Source organism: Bradyrhizobium sp. LMTR 3 (assembly GCF_001693485.1).
Classification (GTDB): Bacteria; Pseudomonadota; Alphaproteobacteria; order Rhizobiales; family Xanthobacteraceae; genus Bradyrhizobium.
Genome location: NZ_MAXC01000023.1, coordinates 179055 through 197701, shown reverse-complemented (window position 1 = coordinate 197701; position 18647 = coordinate 179055). Strand labels below are relative to the sequence as shown.

17 protein-coding genes, 1 tRNA gene and 1 pseudogene are annotated in these 18647 nt (G+C 63.5%); 9 read left to right on the top strand and 10 right to left on the bottom strand.

Annotated elements, in window-relative coordinates; genetic code table 11:
* Positions 1 to 33: 33 nt before the first annotated feature.
* The 6 genes from rpoN to LMTR3_RS17990 form a co-directional block, all read right to left on the bottom strand.
* Positions 34 to 1683, bottom strand: coding sequence for an RNA polymerase factor sigma-54 (rpoN, locus tag LMTR3_RS18015; protein WP_065746386.1), 1650 nt, complete (start codon positions 1681 to 1683; stop codon positions 34 to 36).
* Between the two features lie 204 nt (positions 1684 to 1887).
* On the bottom strand, positions 1888 to 2898 hold the full coding sequence (lptB, locus tag LMTR3_RS18010) for an LPS export ABC transporter ATP-binding protein (protein WP_065746385.1): 1011 nt from the start codon (positions 2896 to 2898) through the stop codon (positions 1888 to 1890).
* 194 nt (positions 2899 to 3092) lie between these two features.
* Positions 3093 to 3776 (bottom strand): LptA/OstA family protein, encoded by a 684-nt coding sequence (locus tag LMTR3_RS18005; RefSeq protein WP_065746384.1) that lies wholly within the window; start codon positions 3774 to 3776, stop codon positions 3093 to 3095.
* Positions 3773 to 4498: an LPS export ABC transporter periplasmic protein LptC gene (lptC, locus tag LMTR3_RS18000; RefSeq protein WP_065746754.1), complete on the bottom strand. Its 726-nt coding sequence runs from the start codon at positions 4496 to 4498 to the stop codon at positions 3773 to 3775. Before lptC ends, LMTR3_RS18005 begins: the two co-directional genes overlap by 4 nt.
* Positions 4499 to 4758: 260 nt before the next feature.
* Positions 4759 to 5373, bottom strand: a complete 615-nt coding sequence (locus LMTR3_RS17995; RefSeq protein ID WP_065746383.1) for a ribonuclease H-like domain-containing protein — start codon at positions 5371 to 5373, stop codon at positions 4759 to 4761.
* A 327-nt stretch (positions 5374 to 5700) separates the two neighbouring features.
* Positions 5701 to 5787: transfer RNA gene (locus LMTR3_RS17990), tRNA-Leu, on the bottom strand.
* A 149-nt stretch (positions 5788 to 5936) separates the two neighbouring features.
* On the opposite strand from LMTR3_RS17990, the gene LMTR3_RS17985 reads away from it, so the two are divergent.
* Positions 5937 to 6917, top strand: a complete 981-nt coding sequence (locus LMTR3_RS17985) for a complex I NDUFA9 subunit family protein (protein ID WP_065746753.1) — start codon at positions 5937 to 5939, stop codon at positions 6915 to 6917.
* Between the two features lie 106 nt (positions 6918 to 7023).
* On the opposite strand, the gene LMTR3_RS17980 is transcribed toward LMTR3_RS17985, so the two are convergent.
* Positions 7024 to 7830, bottom strand: a complete 807-nt coding sequence (locus LMTR3_RS17980) for an undecaprenyl-diphosphate phosphatase (protein WP_065746382.1) — start codon at positions 7828 to 7830, stop codon at positions 7024 to 7026.
* A 289-nt stretch (positions 7831 to 8119) separates the two neighbouring features.
* Between LMTR3_RS17980 and LMTR3_RS17975 the strand changes: the two genes are divergently transcribed.
* Both LMTR3_RS17975 and queG read left to right on the top strand, forming a co-directional pair.
* Positions 8120 to 8812, top strand: coding sequence for a glutathione S-transferase family protein (locus LMTR3_RS17975; RefSeq protein ID WP_065746752.1), 693 nt, complete (start codon positions 8120 to 8122; stop codon positions 8810 to 8812).
* Positions 8761 to 9969, top strand: coding sequence for a tRNA epoxyqueuosine(34) reductase QueG (gene queG, locus LMTR3_RS17970; RefSeq protein WP_065746381.1), 1209 nt, complete (start codon positions 8761 to 8763; stop codon positions 9967 to 9969). The genes LMTR3_RS17975 and queG overlap by 52 nt, the downstream gene beginning before the upstream one ends.
* A 167-nt stretch (positions 9970 to 10136) precedes the next feature.
* On the opposite strand, the gene LMTR3_RS17965 is transcribed toward queG, so the two are convergent.
* Positions 10137 to 10607 carry a nuclear transport factor 2 family protein gene (locus tag LMTR3_RS17965; protein ID WP_065746380.1) on the bottom strand — a complete coding sequence of 157 codons (471 nt, stop codon included), beginning with the start codon at positions 10605 to 10607 and terminating at the stop codon, positions 10137 to 10139.
* A 52-nt stretch (positions 10608 to 10659) separates the two neighbouring features.
* Positions 10660 to 11466: an alpha/beta hydrolase gene (locus tag LMTR3_RS17960; protein WP_065746379.1), complete on the bottom strand. Its 807-nt coding sequence runs from the start codon at positions 11464 to 11466 to the stop codon at positions 10660 to 10662.
* Positions 11467 to 11691: 225 nt separating this feature from the next.
* Between LMTR3_RS17960 and infC the strand changes: the two genes are divergently transcribed.
* On the top strand, positions 11692 to 12231 hold the full coding sequence (gene infC, locus LMTR3_RS17955) for a translation initiation factor IF-3 (RefSeq protein WP_028347926.1): 540 nt from the start codon (positions 11692 to 11694) through the stop codon (positions 12229 to 12231).
* Between the two features lie 170 nt (positions 12232 to 12401).
* On the opposite strand, the pseudogene LMTR3_RS17950 reads toward infC, so the two are convergent.
* A pseudogene (locus tag LMTR3_RS17950) lies at positions 12402 to 12826 on the bottom strand (hypothetical protein).
* Between the two features lie 264 nt (positions 12827 to 13090).
* On the opposite strand from LMTR3_RS17950, the gene rpmI reads away from it, so the two are divergent.
* From rpmI to LMTR3_RS17925, 5 genes are all read left to right on the top strand, one after another.
* Positions 13091 to 13291 (top strand): 50S ribosomal protein L35, encoded by a 201-nt coding sequence (rpmI, locus tag LMTR3_RS17945; RefSeq protein ID WP_008539890.1) that lies wholly within the window; start codon positions 13091 to 13093, stop codon positions 13289 to 13291.
* A gap of 77 nt (positions 13292 to 13368) precedes the next feature.
* Positions 13369 to 13728, top strand: a complete 360-nt coding sequence (gene rplT, locus LMTR3_RS17940; protein WP_028347928.1) for a 50S ribosomal protein L20 — start codon at positions 13369 to 13371, stop codon at positions 13726 to 13728.
* A 224-nt stretch (positions 13729 to 13952) separates the two neighbouring features.
* Entirely contained in the window at positions 13953 to 15035 is a 1083-nt protein-coding gene (gene pheS / locus LMTR3_RS17935) for a phenylalanine--tRNA ligase subunit alpha (RefSeq protein WP_065746751.1), read from the top strand.
* A 127-nt stretch (positions 15036 to 15162) separates the two neighbouring features.
* Positions 15163 to 17571, top strand: a complete 2409-nt coding sequence (gene pheT / locus LMTR3_RS17930; RefSeq protein ID WP_065746378.1) for a phenylalanine--tRNA ligase subunit beta — start codon at positions 15163 to 15165, stop codon at positions 17569 to 17571.
* Positions 17572 to 17791: 220 nt separating this feature from the next.
* Entirely contained in the window at positions 17792 to 18562 is a 771-nt protein-coding gene (locus tag LMTR3_RS17925; RefSeq protein WP_065746377.1) for a sulfite exporter TauE/SafE family protein, read from the top strand.
* The last annotated feature ends 85 nt before the right edge of the window (positions 18563 to 18647 follow it).

Below are 18647 nucleotides of genomic sequence, written 5' to 3'. Positions count from 1 at the left end.
AACCGAGACTATCGCGATCTGACGCGAACGCAATCAGGCCGGCGCCGTATCGCGGGACCGGTCGGAGGAAGTGGCGGGAGCGGAAAGGGCGTTACCGAGCATGCTCTGTTTGTCGCGGCGGCGCTGGACCGAAGAAGGAATGCGCATGGCTTCGCGGTACTTCGCGACCGTGCGGCGGGCAATATCAATGCCCGATTCACGCAATCGTTCCACGATGGTGTCGTCGGAGAGGATCGCGCTCGGCGCTTCCGCGTCGATCAATTGCTTGATGTGGTGGCGAACCGCTTCCGCCGAATGCGCCTCGCCACCGTCGGCTGAAGCAATCGAGGCGGTAAAGAAATATTTCAGCTCAAAACTGCCGCGATTGGTCGCCATGTATTTGTTGGCGGTGACTCGCGACACCGTGGATTCATGCATCTGGATCGCGTCCGCCACCGCTTTCAAATTCAGCGGTCGCAGATGCGCGACGCCATGGGTGAAGAACCCGTCCTGCTGGCGGACGATTTCGGTGGCGACCTTCAGGATGGTGCGGGCGCGCTGATCGAGCGCGCGCACCAGCCAGGTCGCGTTCTGCAGGCAGTCGCTGAAATAGGATTTGTCGCCGTCCTTGCGGATCGTCTTCGACAGCTCGGTGTAATAGACCTGATTGACCAGCACGCGCGGCAAGGTGTCGCTGTTGAGTTCGACATGCCATCCGCCGTCCGGGCCGGGCCGCACATAGACGTCGGGCACCATGGTCTGCGTGCGCGCCGAGCCGAACTTGAGGCCGGGCTTCGGATCGAGACGCCGGATCTCGCCGATCATGTCGGTGATGTCTTCGTCGTCGACGCCACACAGTTTGCGCAACGACGCAATGTCGCGCCGCGCCAGCAGATCGAGATTTTCCACCAGCGCCTGCATGGCCGGGTCGTAGCGGTTGAGTTCGCGGAGCTGGATCGCTAGGCATTCGCTCAGGTTCCGCGCGCAGACGCCGGGCGGATCGAACGTCTGCAGCACCGCGAGCACGGCATCGACGTCCGCCTGCGAGGCGCCCAGGCGCTCGGCAGCCTGCCCCAGATCCGGCGGCAGATAGCCGGCATCGTCGACCAGATCGATGAGGTACTGCCCGATCATGCGCTGCGCCGGCGCGCTGAAGGCGACCGCGAGCTGTTCGGCGAGGTGGCCGGATAGCGTCACCTCGGCGGCGACGAAGGCTTCCAGATTGTATTCATCGTCGTTGGAGGCGCCCCCGCCCCATTCGGTATAGGCGGTCGGCGCCGCGTCCTGTGCGGCGCGCGCGGCGGCTTCGGCGGGCTCTTCGGAAAAGACGTTGTCGAGCCGGGTGTCGAGCGTCTGCTCGATCTCGGTCCGGCTGCCGAGGTCGCGGTTCAGCCACTCCTCCTGGCCGGGCTCGAAGGTCTCGCTCCCTGGGCCAATGCTCATATCGGAGGCATCGCCGCCGCCATCCTCGCCATAGCTGCCGGAATCGGCGAATTCGGCGCGTTCGGGTGCCGGCTCGCCGGCAACCGGCGGTTCGGGGCCGTCGCTGGCCCGGTCCAGCAGCGGATTGCGCTCCAACTCCTCCTCGACGAAAGCCGAGAGGTCGAGATTCGACAGTTGCAGGAGCTTGATCGCCTGCATCAGTTGCGGCGTCATCACCAGCGACTGCGACTGCCGGAACTCTAATCTCTGCGTCAGCGCCATGAGGCCAAGAACCGATCCACTAAAAGTTGGTCCGATTCTTGCTTATCTTAGTCCAGCGCCCTTGTACACGCCTTGACGAACGCGAAAATTGGGCTAAGGCGCGATCCGCGACTGTGGAAGCCGAGCCGCTCCCGGGCGCGCCAGAAAATTCTGATTGAATGTAATACCTTAGGACTGAACCGCCGATATTTTGGCGGTCGTGCGCTATAGTCGGAATTCCTCGCCAAGGTAAAGACGGCGTACATCCGGATCGTTGACGATCTCTTCCGGACTGCCCTCGGTCAGGATCTGCCCGGCATAGACGATGTAGGCGCGGTCGGTGAGGCCGAGCGTTTCGCGCACATTGTGGTCGGTGATCAGGACGCCGATGCCGCGGTTGGTCAGGTGGCGGACCAGATCCTGAATGTCGCCGACCGCGATCGGATCGATGCCGGCAAAGGGCTCGTCCAGCAGCATGTAGTTCGGACGCGTCGCCAGCGCGCGCGCAATTTCGACGCGGCGACGCTCGCCGCCGGAGAGCGCGATCGATGGCGATTTGCGCAGGCGCGTGATGTTGAATTCATCGAGCAGCGAATTGAGTTCGGCCTCCCGCTTCTTGCGGTTGGGCTCGACGACTTCGAGCACGGCGCGAATATTCTGTTCGACGGTGAGGCCACGAAAGATCGAGGCTTCCTGCGGCAGATAGCCGATGCCGAGCCGCGCGCGCTGATACATCGGCAGTTGCGTCACGTCGTGACCGTCGAGTTCGATGGCGCCGCGATCCGCCTTGATCAGGCCGGTGATCATGTAGAACACGGTGGTCTTGCCGGCGCCGTTCGGGCCGAGCAGGCCGACAGCCTCGCCGCGGCGAACATAGATGCTGACGCCGCGCACCACTTGCCGCGTGCCAAAACTTTTTTCCACGCTATGCACTGCGAGAAAGCCGGGTCGCTTGATCAGGCGCGGCGCTTCGCCGCCATTGGACTTGGGACGCGGTGCCTGCGTGCGGGGGCGCGCTCTGTCCTGGCGCGGCGGTTCGACATGGGGGTCGGGCTGCGGCAATTCCAGCCCGGGCAGCGAAGCCGAACGTGCCATTGGCGGCGCATCGCGCACCGGGCTCGCCAGCATGTCGCCGAAGGAATCGCCGAGCGCGGTGATGTCCTCGCGCGAACGCGCAAAGCCCACAGGGCCGCGTTTCGCGGGGCGTCGACGGAACATGCCGAATAAATCCACCATCCCGCTTCGCTTTAGCCTTTCACGGTGATTCCGCGACGCGCCCGCCGGCGAATCGCTTCGCTAGCGAACCATGAATGAATGGATGTCCCTGCCCAGCGAAACACCCCACCGTGCGCCCTGCCCAGTAGATACAGGCTCGCGCTACCGGCTTCAACCGTGACCGCCCCAAATAATCTTTAAGGCGCTGATCTGGCTTATTTTTTTCCGGGGATCAGCGAGGGTATCTGGACCGGAGCGGGCTTTGCCCCGCCCGATCCCGGCCCGCAATTCTCCCCCTGGATGAACATGCCCTGCACCTTGCCGCTGTCGGATTCGACGCGCGACACGCCGGTCGTCATGTCGACCTTGAGGCGGTCGCCCTTGAGCACGTTCTTGCACTGGGTCAGCACGACCCCGCCCACCATGGTGATGAGGTTGGCCCGCGTGTCGAAAATCGCGGTCTCGCCGGTCACGACCTGGTCCTTCTGCGTGACCACGACGGAGCCCTTGGCTTCGAGCCGGCGGATCGACGAGCTGCCGCCGGGCCCGGGGCTCGCGGACTGCATCGACGCGGATTTCGGCCCCTTGGCCGCGGCGGGCGGCGCGTCCGACGCCGGACCGGAGTCGTAAAACACCACCAGCGACTTCGAGGTCATGGTGGTATCGCCCTGCACGACCTTCACGTTTCCGGAGAAGGTCGCCTCCTTTTTCTTGTCGCGCATTTCGAGCGACGCCGCCTCGATTTGAATCGGCTGATCGCGGTTTTGCGAAAAGCCCTGCATCGCATTCGGCACGCCCGACATGGCGCCTTGCGCGAAGGCGCCATCGGAGGCAGTCAGCGCAAGCACAAGCGCTACTGCCGCAAACCTGCGCGAGAACAACTGCATCATAGATATCATTTCGTGTTGGCGGACTTGCCGCTGATGGACCGCGTCTTCGGCTGCGGCTCAGGCTCGGGAGCAGGTGCCGGAGGACTTTCCATGACCAAGTTCATCACAACATTGCCTTCGAAGCGCACGATCTCGCCGCTGTTGATGATCCTGAGCCGGTCGGCGGTGAGCGTACCGTTCAGCAATTTCACGTCGACATGCTCGTCCGAGATCACCGTTCCCTTGTTGATATCGACATAGGCCTGCGACAGTTTCGCCTCGTAGCCGGTGGAGGATTGCAGAAAGATGTCCTTGCGCAGATCGAGCATCTGCTGCTTGCTGTCGAAAAATCCCGTGCGGGCATCCATCGTCACGGTGCTCGTGTCCTCCATCATGACCTTGGCCCGCAACGTCTGGAGTTCGACGTGATCGGGGTTGGCCAGATCCTGGATCGCCGCCTTGGCCCACAATTCGTATGGGCGCTGGTCGGTGGAGAAGCCGGCAAGGTGCGGCGTTTCCATGGTGATCTTGGTGCCTGACACCACGAGATTGCCGATGTCGACCGGCAGCTTCGAGAGCCCCGTGATGCGGAACGGGTTGAAGATCGAGATCGCGACGATCCCGGCCATGGCCAGCAGCACCGCCGCCGGGACCGCGACCCGCAGCACCCGCACCATCCGGCTGTGGCGGGCGGCCGCGGCAAAACGGGCCTCCATTCCGGTGGCAAAGGCTGGGTTCTGTATCGAGTTCACCGCGGCTCCAAAGACGCCCAAGGGAGCGTCATCCTACCCGCAATCGCGGGATTATGCAGCCCGGACACTCGCGATGAGTGTGACCGAAACGGGGCGGAAGCGGACTATTTAACCGTGTCCCGGACGCGGTGCAGCGTTCTTCACGCTGCTCCGCAGAGCCGGGACCCAGCGCCCGACGTGTGGAAACATGGGCCCCGGATCAGCAGCGCATCACCATAGCGCTTCGAAGACGCGCGTAAACGCAGCGTCCGGGGCACGCATCACGAATGCGCGAAGATGTCCTCGGCCTCCCAGCCGCCGAGATCGAGTTTTGCCCGGGTCGGCAGGAAGTCGAAACAGGCCTGTGCCATCGCCGTGCGCCCCTCGCGCGCCAGCATGGCATCGAGCCGCTCGCGAAGGCCATGCAGATGCAGCACGTCAGACGCGGCATAGGCGAGCTGCGCCTCGCTCAAACTCGCTGATCCCCAGTCGCTCGACTGCTGCTGCTTCGACAGATCGATGTTGAGCAGCTCGCGCACCAGGTCCTTCAGGCCGTGGCGGTCGGTATAGGTGCGGCTCAGCCGCGAGGCGATCTTGGTGCAATAGACTGGCTGCGGCATCACGCCGAAGGTGTTGTAGAGCACGGCGACATCGAAGCGGGCGAAGTGGAAGATCTTCGTGATGGCCGGATTGGCGAGCAGCGCCTTCAGGTTCGGCGCGTCGGTATGGCCCTTGGGGATCTGGATGACATCAGCGCTGCCATCGCCGTTCGACATCTGCACCACGCAGAGCCGGTCACGATGCGGATTGAGCCCCATGGTCTCGGTATCGATCGCCACCGAATCCTTGTAGCGGGACAGATCGGGCAGGTCGCCACGATGCAGGCGGATTGTCATGAAGGGAAGCCTCGTGTCTTCAGTCGATTCGACGGAAACACTAGCGCCCGAAACCGCCGGAGGCGAGCGGCTGGGCACGGCTTATAGGGCAGGAAATGGCCGCTTCGTGACGATTTTATTCCCATTTCCAGCGTTCGGCTGTTTTGCGCGCCGTTGAGCGGAGGCGGCGTTCGCGGCGAGCGGCTGGCCGAAGCCGCCGGAAAATCCGTGAGCTTGGATCCGGGGGCGGCGCCGGCCCGATGCTCCGGATTTCGATTGACGCCCAAGGCGGAGCGGACCGCCTAGCATCAAGGCCGCAGGTGTCTCAACTCATTGGGGCAAGGGCAATGGTGCCCAGGAAAGGACTCGAACCTTCACGGCCGTGAAGCCACTGGCACCTGAAGCCAGCGCGTCTACCAATTCCGCCACCTGGGCCCGGGCGGGTTAGTAAGGATCAGTCACGCGCTTGTCAAATCGCTTCAATGCCATCCGAAATACGCTGTACAGCGGAGCCGTGTTGGCGTATCGCGAATCCGCTAAATCCCACCGATATCTTCGAATTTGACCGGCAGGAATTGACCCCGATGGCATTGCACGCGGCAGCGAACCTGGAAACGCTCATCACGGTGTTTGGCGGATCGGGCTTTCTGGGGCGAAACGTGGTCCGGGCGCTGGCCAAGCGCGGCTATCGGATTCGGGTGGCGGTGCGGCGGCCCGAACTGGCGGGGCACCTGCAACCGCTCGGCCGGGTCGGCCAGATCCACCCCGTGCAGGCCAATCTGCGCTACCCGGCTTCGGTGGAGGCGGTGATGCGCGGTTCCGAAACCGTGGTCAACCTGATCGGCACCCTGGCCGAGAGCGGCGCGCAGACCTTCGACGCGGTGCAGACCAAAGGCGCCGAAACCATCGCCAAGGCCGCCGCCGCCATCGGCGCGCAGATGGTGCATGTATCGGCGATCGGCGCCGACGAGAATTCGCCGTCGGCCTACTTCCGCTCCAAGGCTTTAGGCGAGAAGGCCGTGCTGGCGGCAGCGCCATCGGCCACGATCCTGCGGCCGTCGCTGCTGTTCGGGCCCGAGGATCAATTCACCAACCGCTTTGCGTCGCTCGCCCGGATATCGCCGTTCCTGCCGCTGATCGGCGGCGGCGAGACGCGGATACAGCCGGCCTATGTCGCCGACGTCGCCGACGCGGTCGCCGACGCCGCCGAGGGCAAGACCAAGCCGGGCGCGACCTACGAGCTCGGCGGGCCAGATGTGCTGACCATGCGCGAGATCATGGAAATCATCCTCAAGATCACCGACCGCAAGCGCATGCTGGTTTCGTTGCCGTGGGGACTGGCGAGGCTAAAGGCGCAGTTCCTGCAATTCGCGCCGGCTCCGTTGAAGCTGACGCCGGACCAGGTGGCGATGCTGCAAGTCGACAATGTCGTCTCTGACGAAGCGAAGGCGGCTGATCTGACACTGCAGGGGCTCGGCATTACGCCGGAAGCGATGGAAGCGATCGCCCCGCAATATCTCTGGCGCTTCCGCGCCGCCGGGCAGTTTCAAAGGAAGAGCGCGTAGTTTTTTTGTAGGGTGGGCAAAAGCGAAGCGTGCCCACCATCGCGAGCGCAATGCTGGATGGTGGGCACGGCGCAAGAGCGCCTTTGCCCACCCTACCATTCTCGACCTACTTCCCCAGCGCCAGCGCGATCAGGCCGAGCGTGCCGATGGCGACGCGCCACCACGCAAAGAACGTGAATCCGTGGCGGGTGACATAGGTGAGGAACGTCTTCACCACGATCGCCGCGGTGATGAACGAGACCACGAAGCCGACCGCGATGATGCCGATGTGATCGGTCGTCATCTCGGCGCGGTTCTTGTAGAAATCATAGGCGAACGCGCCGATCATGGTCGGGATCGCGAGAAAGAACGAAAACTCCGCGGCCGATCGCTTGTCACCGCCGAGCAGCATCGCCGCCACGATGCTGGCGCCGGAGCGCGAGACGCCGGGAATCATCGCCACGCATTGCGCGATGCCGATCCACAGATACATCAGCAGCGGATAGCGCGTGGCGTCATGCTGTGTCGGCTTGAGATAGAGTTGATCGACCCACAACAGAATTGCGCCGCCGACGATCAGGGTGAAGCACACCACCCATGGATTGAAGAGAAACTCCTTGATGTACTTGCCGGCAACCAGGCCGATGACCACCGCCGGCAGAAACGCCAGCAATACGCCGATCACGAAACGACGGTCGTCGGGGTTGGTGAACATGCCTAGCGCGACGCGCGACAATTTGACGAAATAGAGCATGACGATGGCGAGGATCGCACCGAGCTGAATCAGCACGACAAAGCTCTGCCAGAACGCGCCCTCGCCAAGCCCGAAGAATCGTTGCGCGACCAGCATATGGCCGGTCGACGAAACCGGAAGGAATTCCGTGACGCCCTCGATGATGCCGAGAATCACCGCCTTCACTACATCCGACATCATGATGGGGGTCCGTTTTGACTGGAAAAACCGCGTCCTTCTCGCCTATTCATCCCGATGCCGCAATCGCAAAAAAACGCCAAAGACAGTTGCCTCTTGCGCCGGCTTGGCTATAGCGTTTTCGAGCGAACTGAATCCCGGTTCGCGCAAACAAAACGCGTCAAAACAAAGGCTACAGCCTATTCGGTTCTGATTTCAGGCAGAACCGAATAGGCTCTGGTATCGCGATTCGCATGACGCGGCTTGACCGCTCGGGTTCCTTGAGCGTCGCCGCGAATTGTTCAAGGATTTCATGTACACGCTCTATCATCATCCGTTCTGCCCGCATTCGCGCTTCATTCGCCTGGTGCTGGGCGAACACGGCCTCGACCTGCGCCTGGTGGAAGAGCGACCCTGGGAACGGCGTGAAGGGTTTCTCGCGCTCAATCCCGCGTGCACCACGCCGGTATTGATGGCTGACGGCTTTCCGCCGATTCCCGGCGCTGGCGTCATCGCCGAATATCTCGACGAGACGCACGGCCTGGAGGCCGGCGAGCGGCGGCTGCTGCCGGCGTCGATGGCGGAACGCGTCGAGGTGCGCCGGCTGATGGCGTGGTTCAACGAAAAATTCTTCGAGGAGGCATCGAACCCGCTGGTAACCGAGCGCATCTATAAGCGTTTCATGAGCGAGGAGAATGGCGGCGGCGCGCCGGCGGCGGACGTGATCCGCGCGGCCAAGGTCAATGTGCGCTATCATCTGGCCTATATCGGCTGGCTGGCGCAGACGCGGAATTTCCTCGCCGGCGACCGGCTGAGCTACGCGGATCTCGCCGCCGCGGCGCACCTTTCGGCGATCGATTATCTGGGCGATGTGCCATGGAGCGAGGACGAAGCGGCAAAGGCGTGGTACGCGCGGGTGAAATCCCGCCCGTCGTTCCGCCCGCTCTTGAGCGAGTGGCTGGCGGGCGTACCGGCGTCACGCACCTACGTGGACCTCGACTTCTGAACAAGGCCGTCAAGCTCGCCGCCAGCGATCTAAAGTCCGCGCTCGTGCGCGAAGCCGCGACGCTCGGTTTCGATTGCATCGGCGTCACCGATCCCGGCGCGCTCGGCAATACCGGAAAGTATTTCCGCGAGTTCCTCGATGCCGGCGCGCATGGCGACATGGACTGGCTCGCCGCTCAGCCCGAGCGGCGGATGGATCCGCGCGTGCTGTGGCCGGGCGTGCGGTCGATCATCATGCTCGGCTTCAATTACGGACCCGATGACAATCCGCTCGCGCTTCTCGAAAGGCGCACGCGCGGCGCAATCTCTGCCTATGCCCAGGGCGATGACTATCACGACGTGATCAAGAAGCGCCTGAAGACACTGGCGCGGTGGCTGGTCGCGGCGTCTGGCGAGGAAGTGAAAGTGTTCATCGATACGGCAGCGGTGATGGAAAAGCCGCTGGCGCAGGCGGCGGGGCTCGGCTGGCAAGGCAAGCACACCAATCTCGTCTCGCGCGAGTTCGGCTCATGGCTGTTTCTCGGTGCGATCTTCACCGCCGCCGAGCTGCCGCGCGACACCGCCGACACCGACCATTGCGGAACCTGCAATGCCTGCCAGGAGATCTGCCCGACTGCTGCGTTCCCCGCACCTTACAAGCTCGATGCGCGACGCTGCATTTCCTATCTGACGATCGAGAACAAGGGGCCGATCCCGCGTGAATTCCGCAAAAGCATCGGCAACCGCATCTATGGCTGCGACGATTGCCTCGCCGTGTGCCCGTGGAACAAATTCGCGCAAAAAGGCCAAGAAACCAAACTCGCCGCGCGCGCGGAACTGCGCGCGCCTTCGCTGGCAGTGTTGGCGCGGCTCGACGACGCTGCATTTCGCGGGCTGTTTACGAAATCGCCTGTCAAGCGCATCGGCCGTGACCGTTTTGTCCGCAACGTGCTGATCGCGATCGGCAATGCTGGGGATGCGGCGCTGGCGATTGAAGCAGAGCGATTGCTTGACGATGCAAGCCCGCTCGTGCGCGGCGCAGCGGTATGGGCGCTGTCGCAATTGATGGAGCGGGAGAGATTCGACGCGCTGGCTGCGAGGGCGATAAGCGCTGAGACGGATGAAGAAGTGATCGAGGAGTGGAGACTCACCAGCACCGCTACCAGACCCTCATCCTGAGGTGCGCGAAGCGCGTCTCGAAGGACGAGGCCACTAGCCGGCCTCATGGTTCGAGACGGCGCAAGGGCGCCTCCTCACCATGAGGGTCGCAATGCACGCCACCGGCGGCGCACCTGAGAACCTCGAGATTCCGGGTTCGCGCTTCGCGCGCCCCGGAATGACGGTGCTCACTCCGCCAAATGCCGCTTCATCTCCGGCCGCGCCTTCAGCGCTACGCCCTGCTTGGCAACGATCTTGGCAATCCGCTCCGGCGCAAATTTGAGATCGACGAACGCCGGCGCGGTGTTGGCGACCTCGTGATATTCCATGATCCTGCCGTCGCGCAGCCGCATGATCGCGACGCCCTCGAACATCGCCCGCGCACCTTCAGCCTCCGGCAGCGTCGAGCGATAGCTGAACGTGTAACGCGCATAGAGCGTGTGGCCGTCAGTGACGGGATCATGCATGTCCCAGCGAAAATCAGTCGCCGTGCGATAGAACCAGTCGTCGATCATGTCAGCGATTTTGGCCCGGCCTTCAAACGCGCCATAGAACACGTCGTGATAGACGCCGTCCTCCGTAAACAGTTCCGCGAACGCCTTGCCGTTGCGCTGCTCGACCGCGTCACAGAAGGCGCGGAGCATGGTGGATGTGTTCATGGTGTTGTCTCCGGGTCGCTGCCTCTCCCCTTCTGGGAGAAGGAAGAGAAGATCACCCCATCTCTGCCACCGCAGCGATGATCCGCGCGATGTCTTGCAGGCGGGACAGGCGGTGGTCGCCGTCCTGGATCATGGTCAACACCACGTCCTCGGCCGGCAACCGGTGCGCCAGCGCGAAGGCGTGCTGCCAGGGCACGTCGGGATCCTGCGCACCCTGCAGGATGCGCACGGGGCATCCGACCTCGATGGCGCTGCCGAGCAGGAGATGATTGCGGCCCTCCTCGATCAGCGCGCGCGTGATCGGATAGGGTGCGCCGTCACCATACTCCGACGGCCGCATCCACACGCCCTTGGTCCGGATCTCCTCGCGGACCTCGTCGGAAAAATTGTTCCACATCAATTGCTCGGTGAAATCAGGCGCCGGTGCGATCAGCACCAGCCCGGCAAGCTTCGCAGGCGCCGCATCACGGTCGGCAATGGCGCGCGCCAGCAGGAGCGCCAGCCAGCCGCCCATCGATGAACCGATCACGACCTGCGGGCCCCGGCAGAACTGCTCGAATACCGCAACGCTGTCTTCCAGCCAGCGTCCGATGGTGCCATCGATGAAAGCGCCGCCCGATTCGCCATGGCCGGAATAATCGAATCTAATACAGGCCCGGCCATGTTCCGCGGCCCAGGCGTCCAACGCGAGCGCCTTGGTGCCCCGCATGTCGGAATTGAAGCCACCGAGCCAGAATAGCCCGGGCCCGCTGCCGGCGCGGGCGCGCACCGCGATCCGGCGGCCGGCGGCGCCCTCTCCGACCTCGATAAAGGACGGTTCCTGGTCGATTGGCGCTGAATTTGTCGTTGAATCAGTCATTGGATCGGTCACTCTCGCCTTGCCGCTTTGTCCGCGAGCGCGCTCTATCGGTCAAGCATGAGAGCGCCCGGCGCTTGCGGATCAGGCCGCCGCGCTATATTTGCCGGACGTGACCGAAATGCCTCGCATTTGACGGTTTTCGGGCGCAGATCGTGAGTTCGCTTGCTGTCTTGAGCGTATTGCTTCAAACTACGGCCCTTCTTTCACAACTTTGGAGAGTTACCCATTCGCCGTCCCAACAGAGCCCCGCCCGCTGCAACCAAAGACGGGCCGCGCACCAACGATGATATCCGCAACGCGCAGATCCAGCTGATCGATCAGAACGGCACCAACCACGGAACGGTCGAGACCGTGGTCGCCATCAAGATGGCCCTTGAGGCGGGCATGGATCTTGTCGAGATTTCGCCGAACAACAATCCTCCCGTCTGCAAGATCATGGACTACGGGAAGTTCAAGTATTCGGCACAGAAGAAAGCCGCCGAGGCGCGCAAGAAGCAGAAGATCGTCGAGATCAAGGAGATCAAGCTGCGGCCGATGATCGACGATCACGATTACGACGTGAAAATGCGCGCCATGCAGCGGTTCTTCGAGGAAGGCGACAAGGTCAAGATCACCTTGCGCTACCGTGGCCGCGAAATGGCGCACCAGGAAATCGGCACCAAGCTTCTGGACAAGGTGAAGGCCGACGTCGCCGAATTCGCCAAGGTCGAGCAGGACGCCAGATTCGAGGGACGCCAGGTCGTGATGGTGCTGGCGCCGCGCTAGCTATCGCCTATCGTTGTCGCCCCCGCGAAAGCGGGGGCCCATAACCACCGCACTTCATTGATAACAAAAGCCGTCTCCCACCCTGCCCGGATGGGAGGCTGCGGCCCCACGATGAGCGCAACTGCACTCACGCTCGTGGTCCCTGCGTTCCGCAGGGACCACAGAGAGAATCATGTCCGCGTGGCCTGCCAGGTGCCGCTGCAACGGTCGCCGGTATGATGCCGCTCCACGCGCCCGCACCGCTGACGCCGGCGAGCCGGCCGCCGCCAGAGGCCTTGGAGGCGCCGACGGAAACCTTGACCGCAACCGCGCCGGTGCGATTGACCGAACCGGAAACCCGGCCACCGCCGGCCGACGACACGCGGTTACCGGCGACAGTGAAGGGGACGCTGTATCCGGAACTGCAATTGCCTCGCGTCGTCGCGAAGATCACGTTCCAGGTGCCGTCATAGACGCCCGCGGCCCTTTTGTTGGCCGCATCGGCACCACCAGGCGTGGCCACCGCGGCAAGTGCTGCGAACACGGGAAGCCAGCGCAGGGAGCGCAGGCCGGGAAACGCGTTAAAACAGGCAATCGATCGCTGAAATCGGGTCATTCTTCCTGCTCCGCACCGAGGTGATTGACGACATCACGGCGTTGGTAACGGCACCGCCCCCCGCGGTTCATCGTTGCCATTTGGCGTTTCCTCTGCCATAAGCCCGACCTTCATCGCCCGGCTGATCAAGGGCTGCCGTGTCGATGTCCGTGCGGGTTGCCTCGCTTTTTGGGAAAAACCTGAGCACTTTCAACGCTCTAACGAGCATTTTAAGCCGCAGAAGCGCCCCTCGGGCGCGTTTTTCTGCGGCCACAGGAGAGCCAAATGCCCAAGCTGAAGACCAAGTCAGGCGCTAAAAAGCGCTTCAAGGTGACTGCCACCGGCAAAGTGATGCACGCCCAGCGCGGCAAGCGCCACGGCATGATCAAGCGGACGAAGAAGCAGATTCGTCAGCTCCGCGGCACCCGCGTGCTGTTCAAGACCGACGGCGACAACGTCAAGAAGTACTTCTTGCCGAACGCCTGATCGCGTTCACGTCATTACAGCCGAGCCGCGCCCGCGCGGCGATCCCGTCATCTTATTTCTGATCAAGGATACCAGTCATGTCTCGCGTCAAACGCGGTGTGACCGCTCACGCCAAGCATAAGAAAGTCTACAAGGCCGCCAAGGGTTTTTACGGCCGCCGCAAGAACACCATCCGCGCCGCCAAGGCCGCGGTCGAGAAGGCCGGGCAATACGCGTTCCGCGACCGCAAGCGCAAGAAGCGCACCTTCCGTGCGCTCTGGATCCAGCGTCTCAATGCCGCCGTGCGCCCGTACGGCATGACCTACAGCGTCTTTATCAACGGCCTCTCGAAGTCGGGCATCACGGTGGATCGCAAAGTGCTGTCGGATCTCGCCATCAACGAGCCGGCGGCGTTCCAGGCGATTGCCGAGAAGGCCAAGGCCGCGCTGGCGGCCTAATTCGCAATCGCTGCGGCGTTCTTGCAATTCCGGTGTCATGCCCCGCCTTGTGCGCAATTGCGCACTGGGGCGGGCATCCAGTAACCACCGACCGACATTTTGACTCCGGGGGTTACTGGATCATCCGCCTTCCGCCTTCGCTCGTTGAGCTTCGGCGGACAAGTCGCGGATGGTGAGGGTCCCGTTTGGACTGCGAGCGCGCGTTGCCCAAAGGTACCGTCGCCATGTCCGACCTAGCTCAACTCGAATCCCAAATTCTCAGCCAGATCGCCGCCGCCGGCGACGAAGCGGCGCTTGAAGCCGTGCGTGTCGCGGCGCTCGGCAAGAAGGGCTCGATCTCCGCGCTGCTCGCCACCCTGGGCAAGATGTCGCCGGACGAGCGCAAGACGCAAGGCGCCGCGATCAACCTCGCCAAGGACAAGGTTACACAGGCGCTCACAGCACGCCGCGACATCCTGAAGTCGGCCGCACTCGATGCCCGGCTTGCCTCCGAGACCATCGACGTCACCTTGCCGCTGCGCGAGACGCCTGCCGAACAGGGCCGCATCCATCCGCTGAGCCAGGTCTTCGAGGAGGTCAACACGATCTTCGCCGATATGGGATTTGCGATCGCCGAAGGTCCCGACATCGAGACCGACGACTACAACTTCACCAAGCTGAACTTCCCCGAGGGCCATCCGGCGCGGGAGATGCATGACACCTTCTTCTTCAATCCGAAGGAAGATGGTTCGCGCATGCTGCTGCGTACCCACACCTCGCCGGTGCAGGTGCGCACGATGTTGTCGCAGAAGCCGCCGATCCGCGTGGTTTGCCCGGGCCGCACCTATCGCATCGATTCGGACGCGACGCACACGCCGCAATTCCACCAGGTCGAAGGACTCGTCATCGACAAGGGCTCGCATCTCGGCCACCTCAAATGGATCCTGCACGAGTTCTGCAAGGCGTTCTTCGAGGTCGACCACATCAACATGCGGTTCCGCCCGTCGTTCTTCCCGTTCACCGAACCCTCGCTCGAGGTCGACATCCAGTGCCGGCGCGACAAGGGCGAGATCCGTTTCGGCGAAGGCGAAGACTGGCTGGAGATTCTCGGCTGCGGCATGGTGCATCCGAACGTGCTGCGTGCCTGCAGCATCGACCCTGATGTCTATCAGGGCTTTGCCTGGGGCATGGGCATCGACCGCATCGCGATGCTGAAATACGGCATGTCCGACTTGCGGCAATTGTTCGAGAACGACGTGCGCTGGCTCTCGCATTACGGCTTCAAGCCGCTCGACGTCCCGACGCTCGCGGGGGGATTGAGCACGTGAGCGCAGTCGCTGTGAAATATCAGGGCTTGCGCGCCTTTGTGCCCGCCCTCACCACCGTATTCGCGGAGAGAGCCCCCACCCTGACCCTCCCCCGCGAGCGGGAGAAGGGACAAGAGAAACCATCGTCATGAAATTCACGCTCTCCTGGCTGAAGGAACATCTCGACACCGACGAGCCCTTGGAAAAGCTCGCCGACAAGCTCACCATGATCGGGCTCGAGGTCGAAAGCATCGAGGACAAGGCGAAGGCGCTCGCGCCATTCTCCATCGCGCGGGTGATCTCGGCCGAGCAGCATCCCAATGCCGATCGTCTGCGGGTCTGCATGGTCGACACCGGCGATGGTGCTGCGCCGGTGCAGGTGGTCTGCGGCGCGCCGAATGCGCGCGCGGGGCTCGTCAGCGTATTCTCAGCCCCCGGCACGTTCATCCCGGGCAAGAACATCACGCTCGGCGTCGGCACCATCCGAGGCGTCGAAAGCCGCGGCATGCTGTGCTCGGCGGCGGAGCTGCAGCTTTCCGAGGACCATGACGGCATCATGGAGCTGCCGGCTGATGCGCCGATCGGCAAGGGTTATGCCGAATGGGCAGGCCTCGGCGATCCCGTGCTCGAAATCAACCTCACGCCGAACCGGCAGGACTGCACCGGGGTGCACGGTATCGCGCGCGATCTCTCTGCTGCCGATATGGGCAAGCTGATCGATCCCGGCATCAGGCCGGTCAGGGGCGAATTCCCCTGCCCGGTGAAGGTCGCCGTCGAAGATGCGACGCTGTGTCCGGGCTTTGCGCTGCGGCTGGTGCGCGGCGTCAAGAACGGGCCCTCGCCGGAATGGCTGCAGAAGCGCCTTGCCGCGATCGGCTTGCGGCCGATCAATGCGCTGGTCGACATCACCAACTTCATGACCTACGACCGCGCCCGGCCGCTGCATGTGTTCGACGCCAGGAAGGTGACGGGCAATCTCACCGTGCGCCGCGCCAAGGAAGGCGAGAGTCTGCTGGCGCTCGACGGCCGCACCTACACGCTCGATCCCTCGATCTGCGTGATCGCGGATGAACACGGCGTCGAATCGCTCGCCGGCATCATGGGCGGCGAGACTTCCGGCTGTGACGAGAATACGTCAGACGTGCTGATCGAATCGGCGCTGTGGAACGAGATCAACATCGCGCAGACCGGGCGCAAGCTCGGCATCAATTCGGATGCGCGCTATCGCTTCGAGCGCGGCGTCGATCCGGCCTTCATGGTGCCGGGGCTCGAGCTTGCGACCAAAATGGTGATGGAGCTCTGCGGTGGCACGCCATCCGAGACCGTGGTCGTCGGCAAGGCGTTCGGCGACGACCGCATCATCGATTTCCCGCTCGCCGAGGTGAAGCGCCTCGCGGGAATCGAGGTGCCGCTGGTCGAGATGCGGCGCATCCTCGGCCATCTCGGCTTCATGGTTGCCGGCAACGGCCCGGTCGTGAAGGTCGCCGTTCCCTCCTGGCGCACCGACGTTCACGGCAAGGCCGACATCGTCGAGGAAATCGTCCGCATCGTCGGCGTCGATAAGGTGCCGGAGACGCCGTTCGAGCGCGGCGACGAAGCGCGCAAGCCGGTGCTGACCACTATCCAAAGCCGCACCCGCCGCGCCAAGCGCGCACTCGCCGCGCGCGGCATGGTGGAAGCCGTGACGTGGTCGTTCATCTCCCAGCCGCAGGCTGAGACGTTCGGTGGCGGTCAGGCAGAACTCGCGCTGGCCAACCCCATCGCTTCCGATCTCTCTGACATGCGGCCGAGCCTTTTGCCGGGCCTCGTCGCCGCGGCGCAGGCCAATGCCAACCGCGGTTGCTCCGACGTCGCGCTGTTCGAGGTCGGCCAGATATTTAAGGGCGACAAGCCCGAGAACCAGTTCGTTGCCGCCTCAGGCGTGCGCCATGGCTTTGCGTCGTCGAAGGGCATGGGCCGGCATTGGTCCGGCTCTGCCCAGGCCGATGCACTCGACGCCAAAGCCGATGCGTTCGCGGTGCTCGCGGCGGCCGGCGCGCCGATGCAGGCGCTGCAGATCGTGCCAGGCGGCGCAAGTTGGCTGCATCCGGGTCGCTCCGGCACCATCCAGATCGGACCGCAGAACGTGCTGGGCTATTTCGGCGAGCTGCACCCACGTACGCTGGAGGCGCTCGGCGCCGATGGCCCGATGATCGCGTTCGAGGTGATCCTCGACCGCATTCCCGACGCCAAGAAGAAGCTGACCCGCGCCAAGCCGTTGCTCGAGCTCTCCGCGTTCCAACCGGTATCGCGCGACTTTGCGTTCATCGTCGATCGCACTGTGAAGGCCGGCGACATCGTGCGCGCGGCGCAAGGCGCGGACAAGAAGCTGATTACGGACGTAGCCGTATTCGACGTCTATGAGGGCAAGGGCATCGATCCGGCCAAAAAGTCGATCGCGATCGCCGTGACGATCCAGCCGCGCGAGAAGACGCTGACGGATCAGGAGATCGACGCCGTAGCGGCGAAGATCGTGGCGGAGGTGACGAAGAAGACCGGCGGCACGCTGCGGGGATGAGCCGACGGGTCTGACGGGACAACCGCACGACGAGCTGCAACCTCTCCCGCTTGCGGGGGAGGTCGCATCGCATCGAACGATGCGATGCGGGTGGGGGCTCTCTCTCCACTCGAACAGTCTCATTTGTTGCGACACCCCCATCCCAGCCTTCCCCCGCAAGCGGGAGAAGGAGCTCACCTCTGATGCGGTTGCAGCTCAACCCAATCTCAGGCGCTAAAGAATGAACTCGCTTGGCCTGATTCCCCCTGACGTCAGCCTCAACGCTGCAATCGCGATTTGCGTCGTCGCCTTCGTTTCGGGCACGGCGCGAGGTTTTTCCGGCTTCGGCTCGGCGTTGATCTTCATGCCGCTGGCCAGCTCGATCGCCGATCCGCGTCTGGTGGCCGCGCTGCTGCTGATCATCGATTTCGTTGCCGCCGCGCCGTTGCTGCCGAACGCGTGGGAGAAGGCCGACCGCAAGGCGACTGCGGTCATAGTGTTGGGCGCGCTGATCGGCGTGCCGATCGGCACCTATTTCCTGAGCCGCCTCGAACCGGTAACGACGCGCTGGATCATTTCCGTCTTCGTGTTCGCATTGCTGCTGCTACTGCTCTCGGGCTGGCGTTACCGCGGCAAGGACCACGCGGCGGTTTCGATCGGCATCGGCGGACTATCGGGCTTTTGCAGTGGCCTCGCCCAGACCGGCGGCCCACCGATCGTCGGTTATTGGCTCGGCCGGCCGATTCCGTCAGTGGTTGCCCGCGCCAATATCGTGCTGTTTTTCGGCGCTTCGGATTTCTTCTCCGCCGTGAGTTACGCCGCGACCGGGCTGATCACGATGGATGCGATCAAGTTCGCGCTGGTGGTCGGCCCCGTCTACGGCATCGGCGTCTGGTTCGGCGCGTCGCTGTTCGGCAAGGCCAGCGAAGCCGTATTCCGCTCGATCTGCTACGCGCTGATCGCGGCTGCGGTGATCTTCGGCCTGCCGGCGCTGGATGGTGTTTTGCGGTGACGAGCGAGCTGCGTAGGGTGGGCAAAGCGAAGCGTGCCCACCATCCCGCGCGCGGTGTGTGTTGTGGTGGGCACGGCGCAAGTGC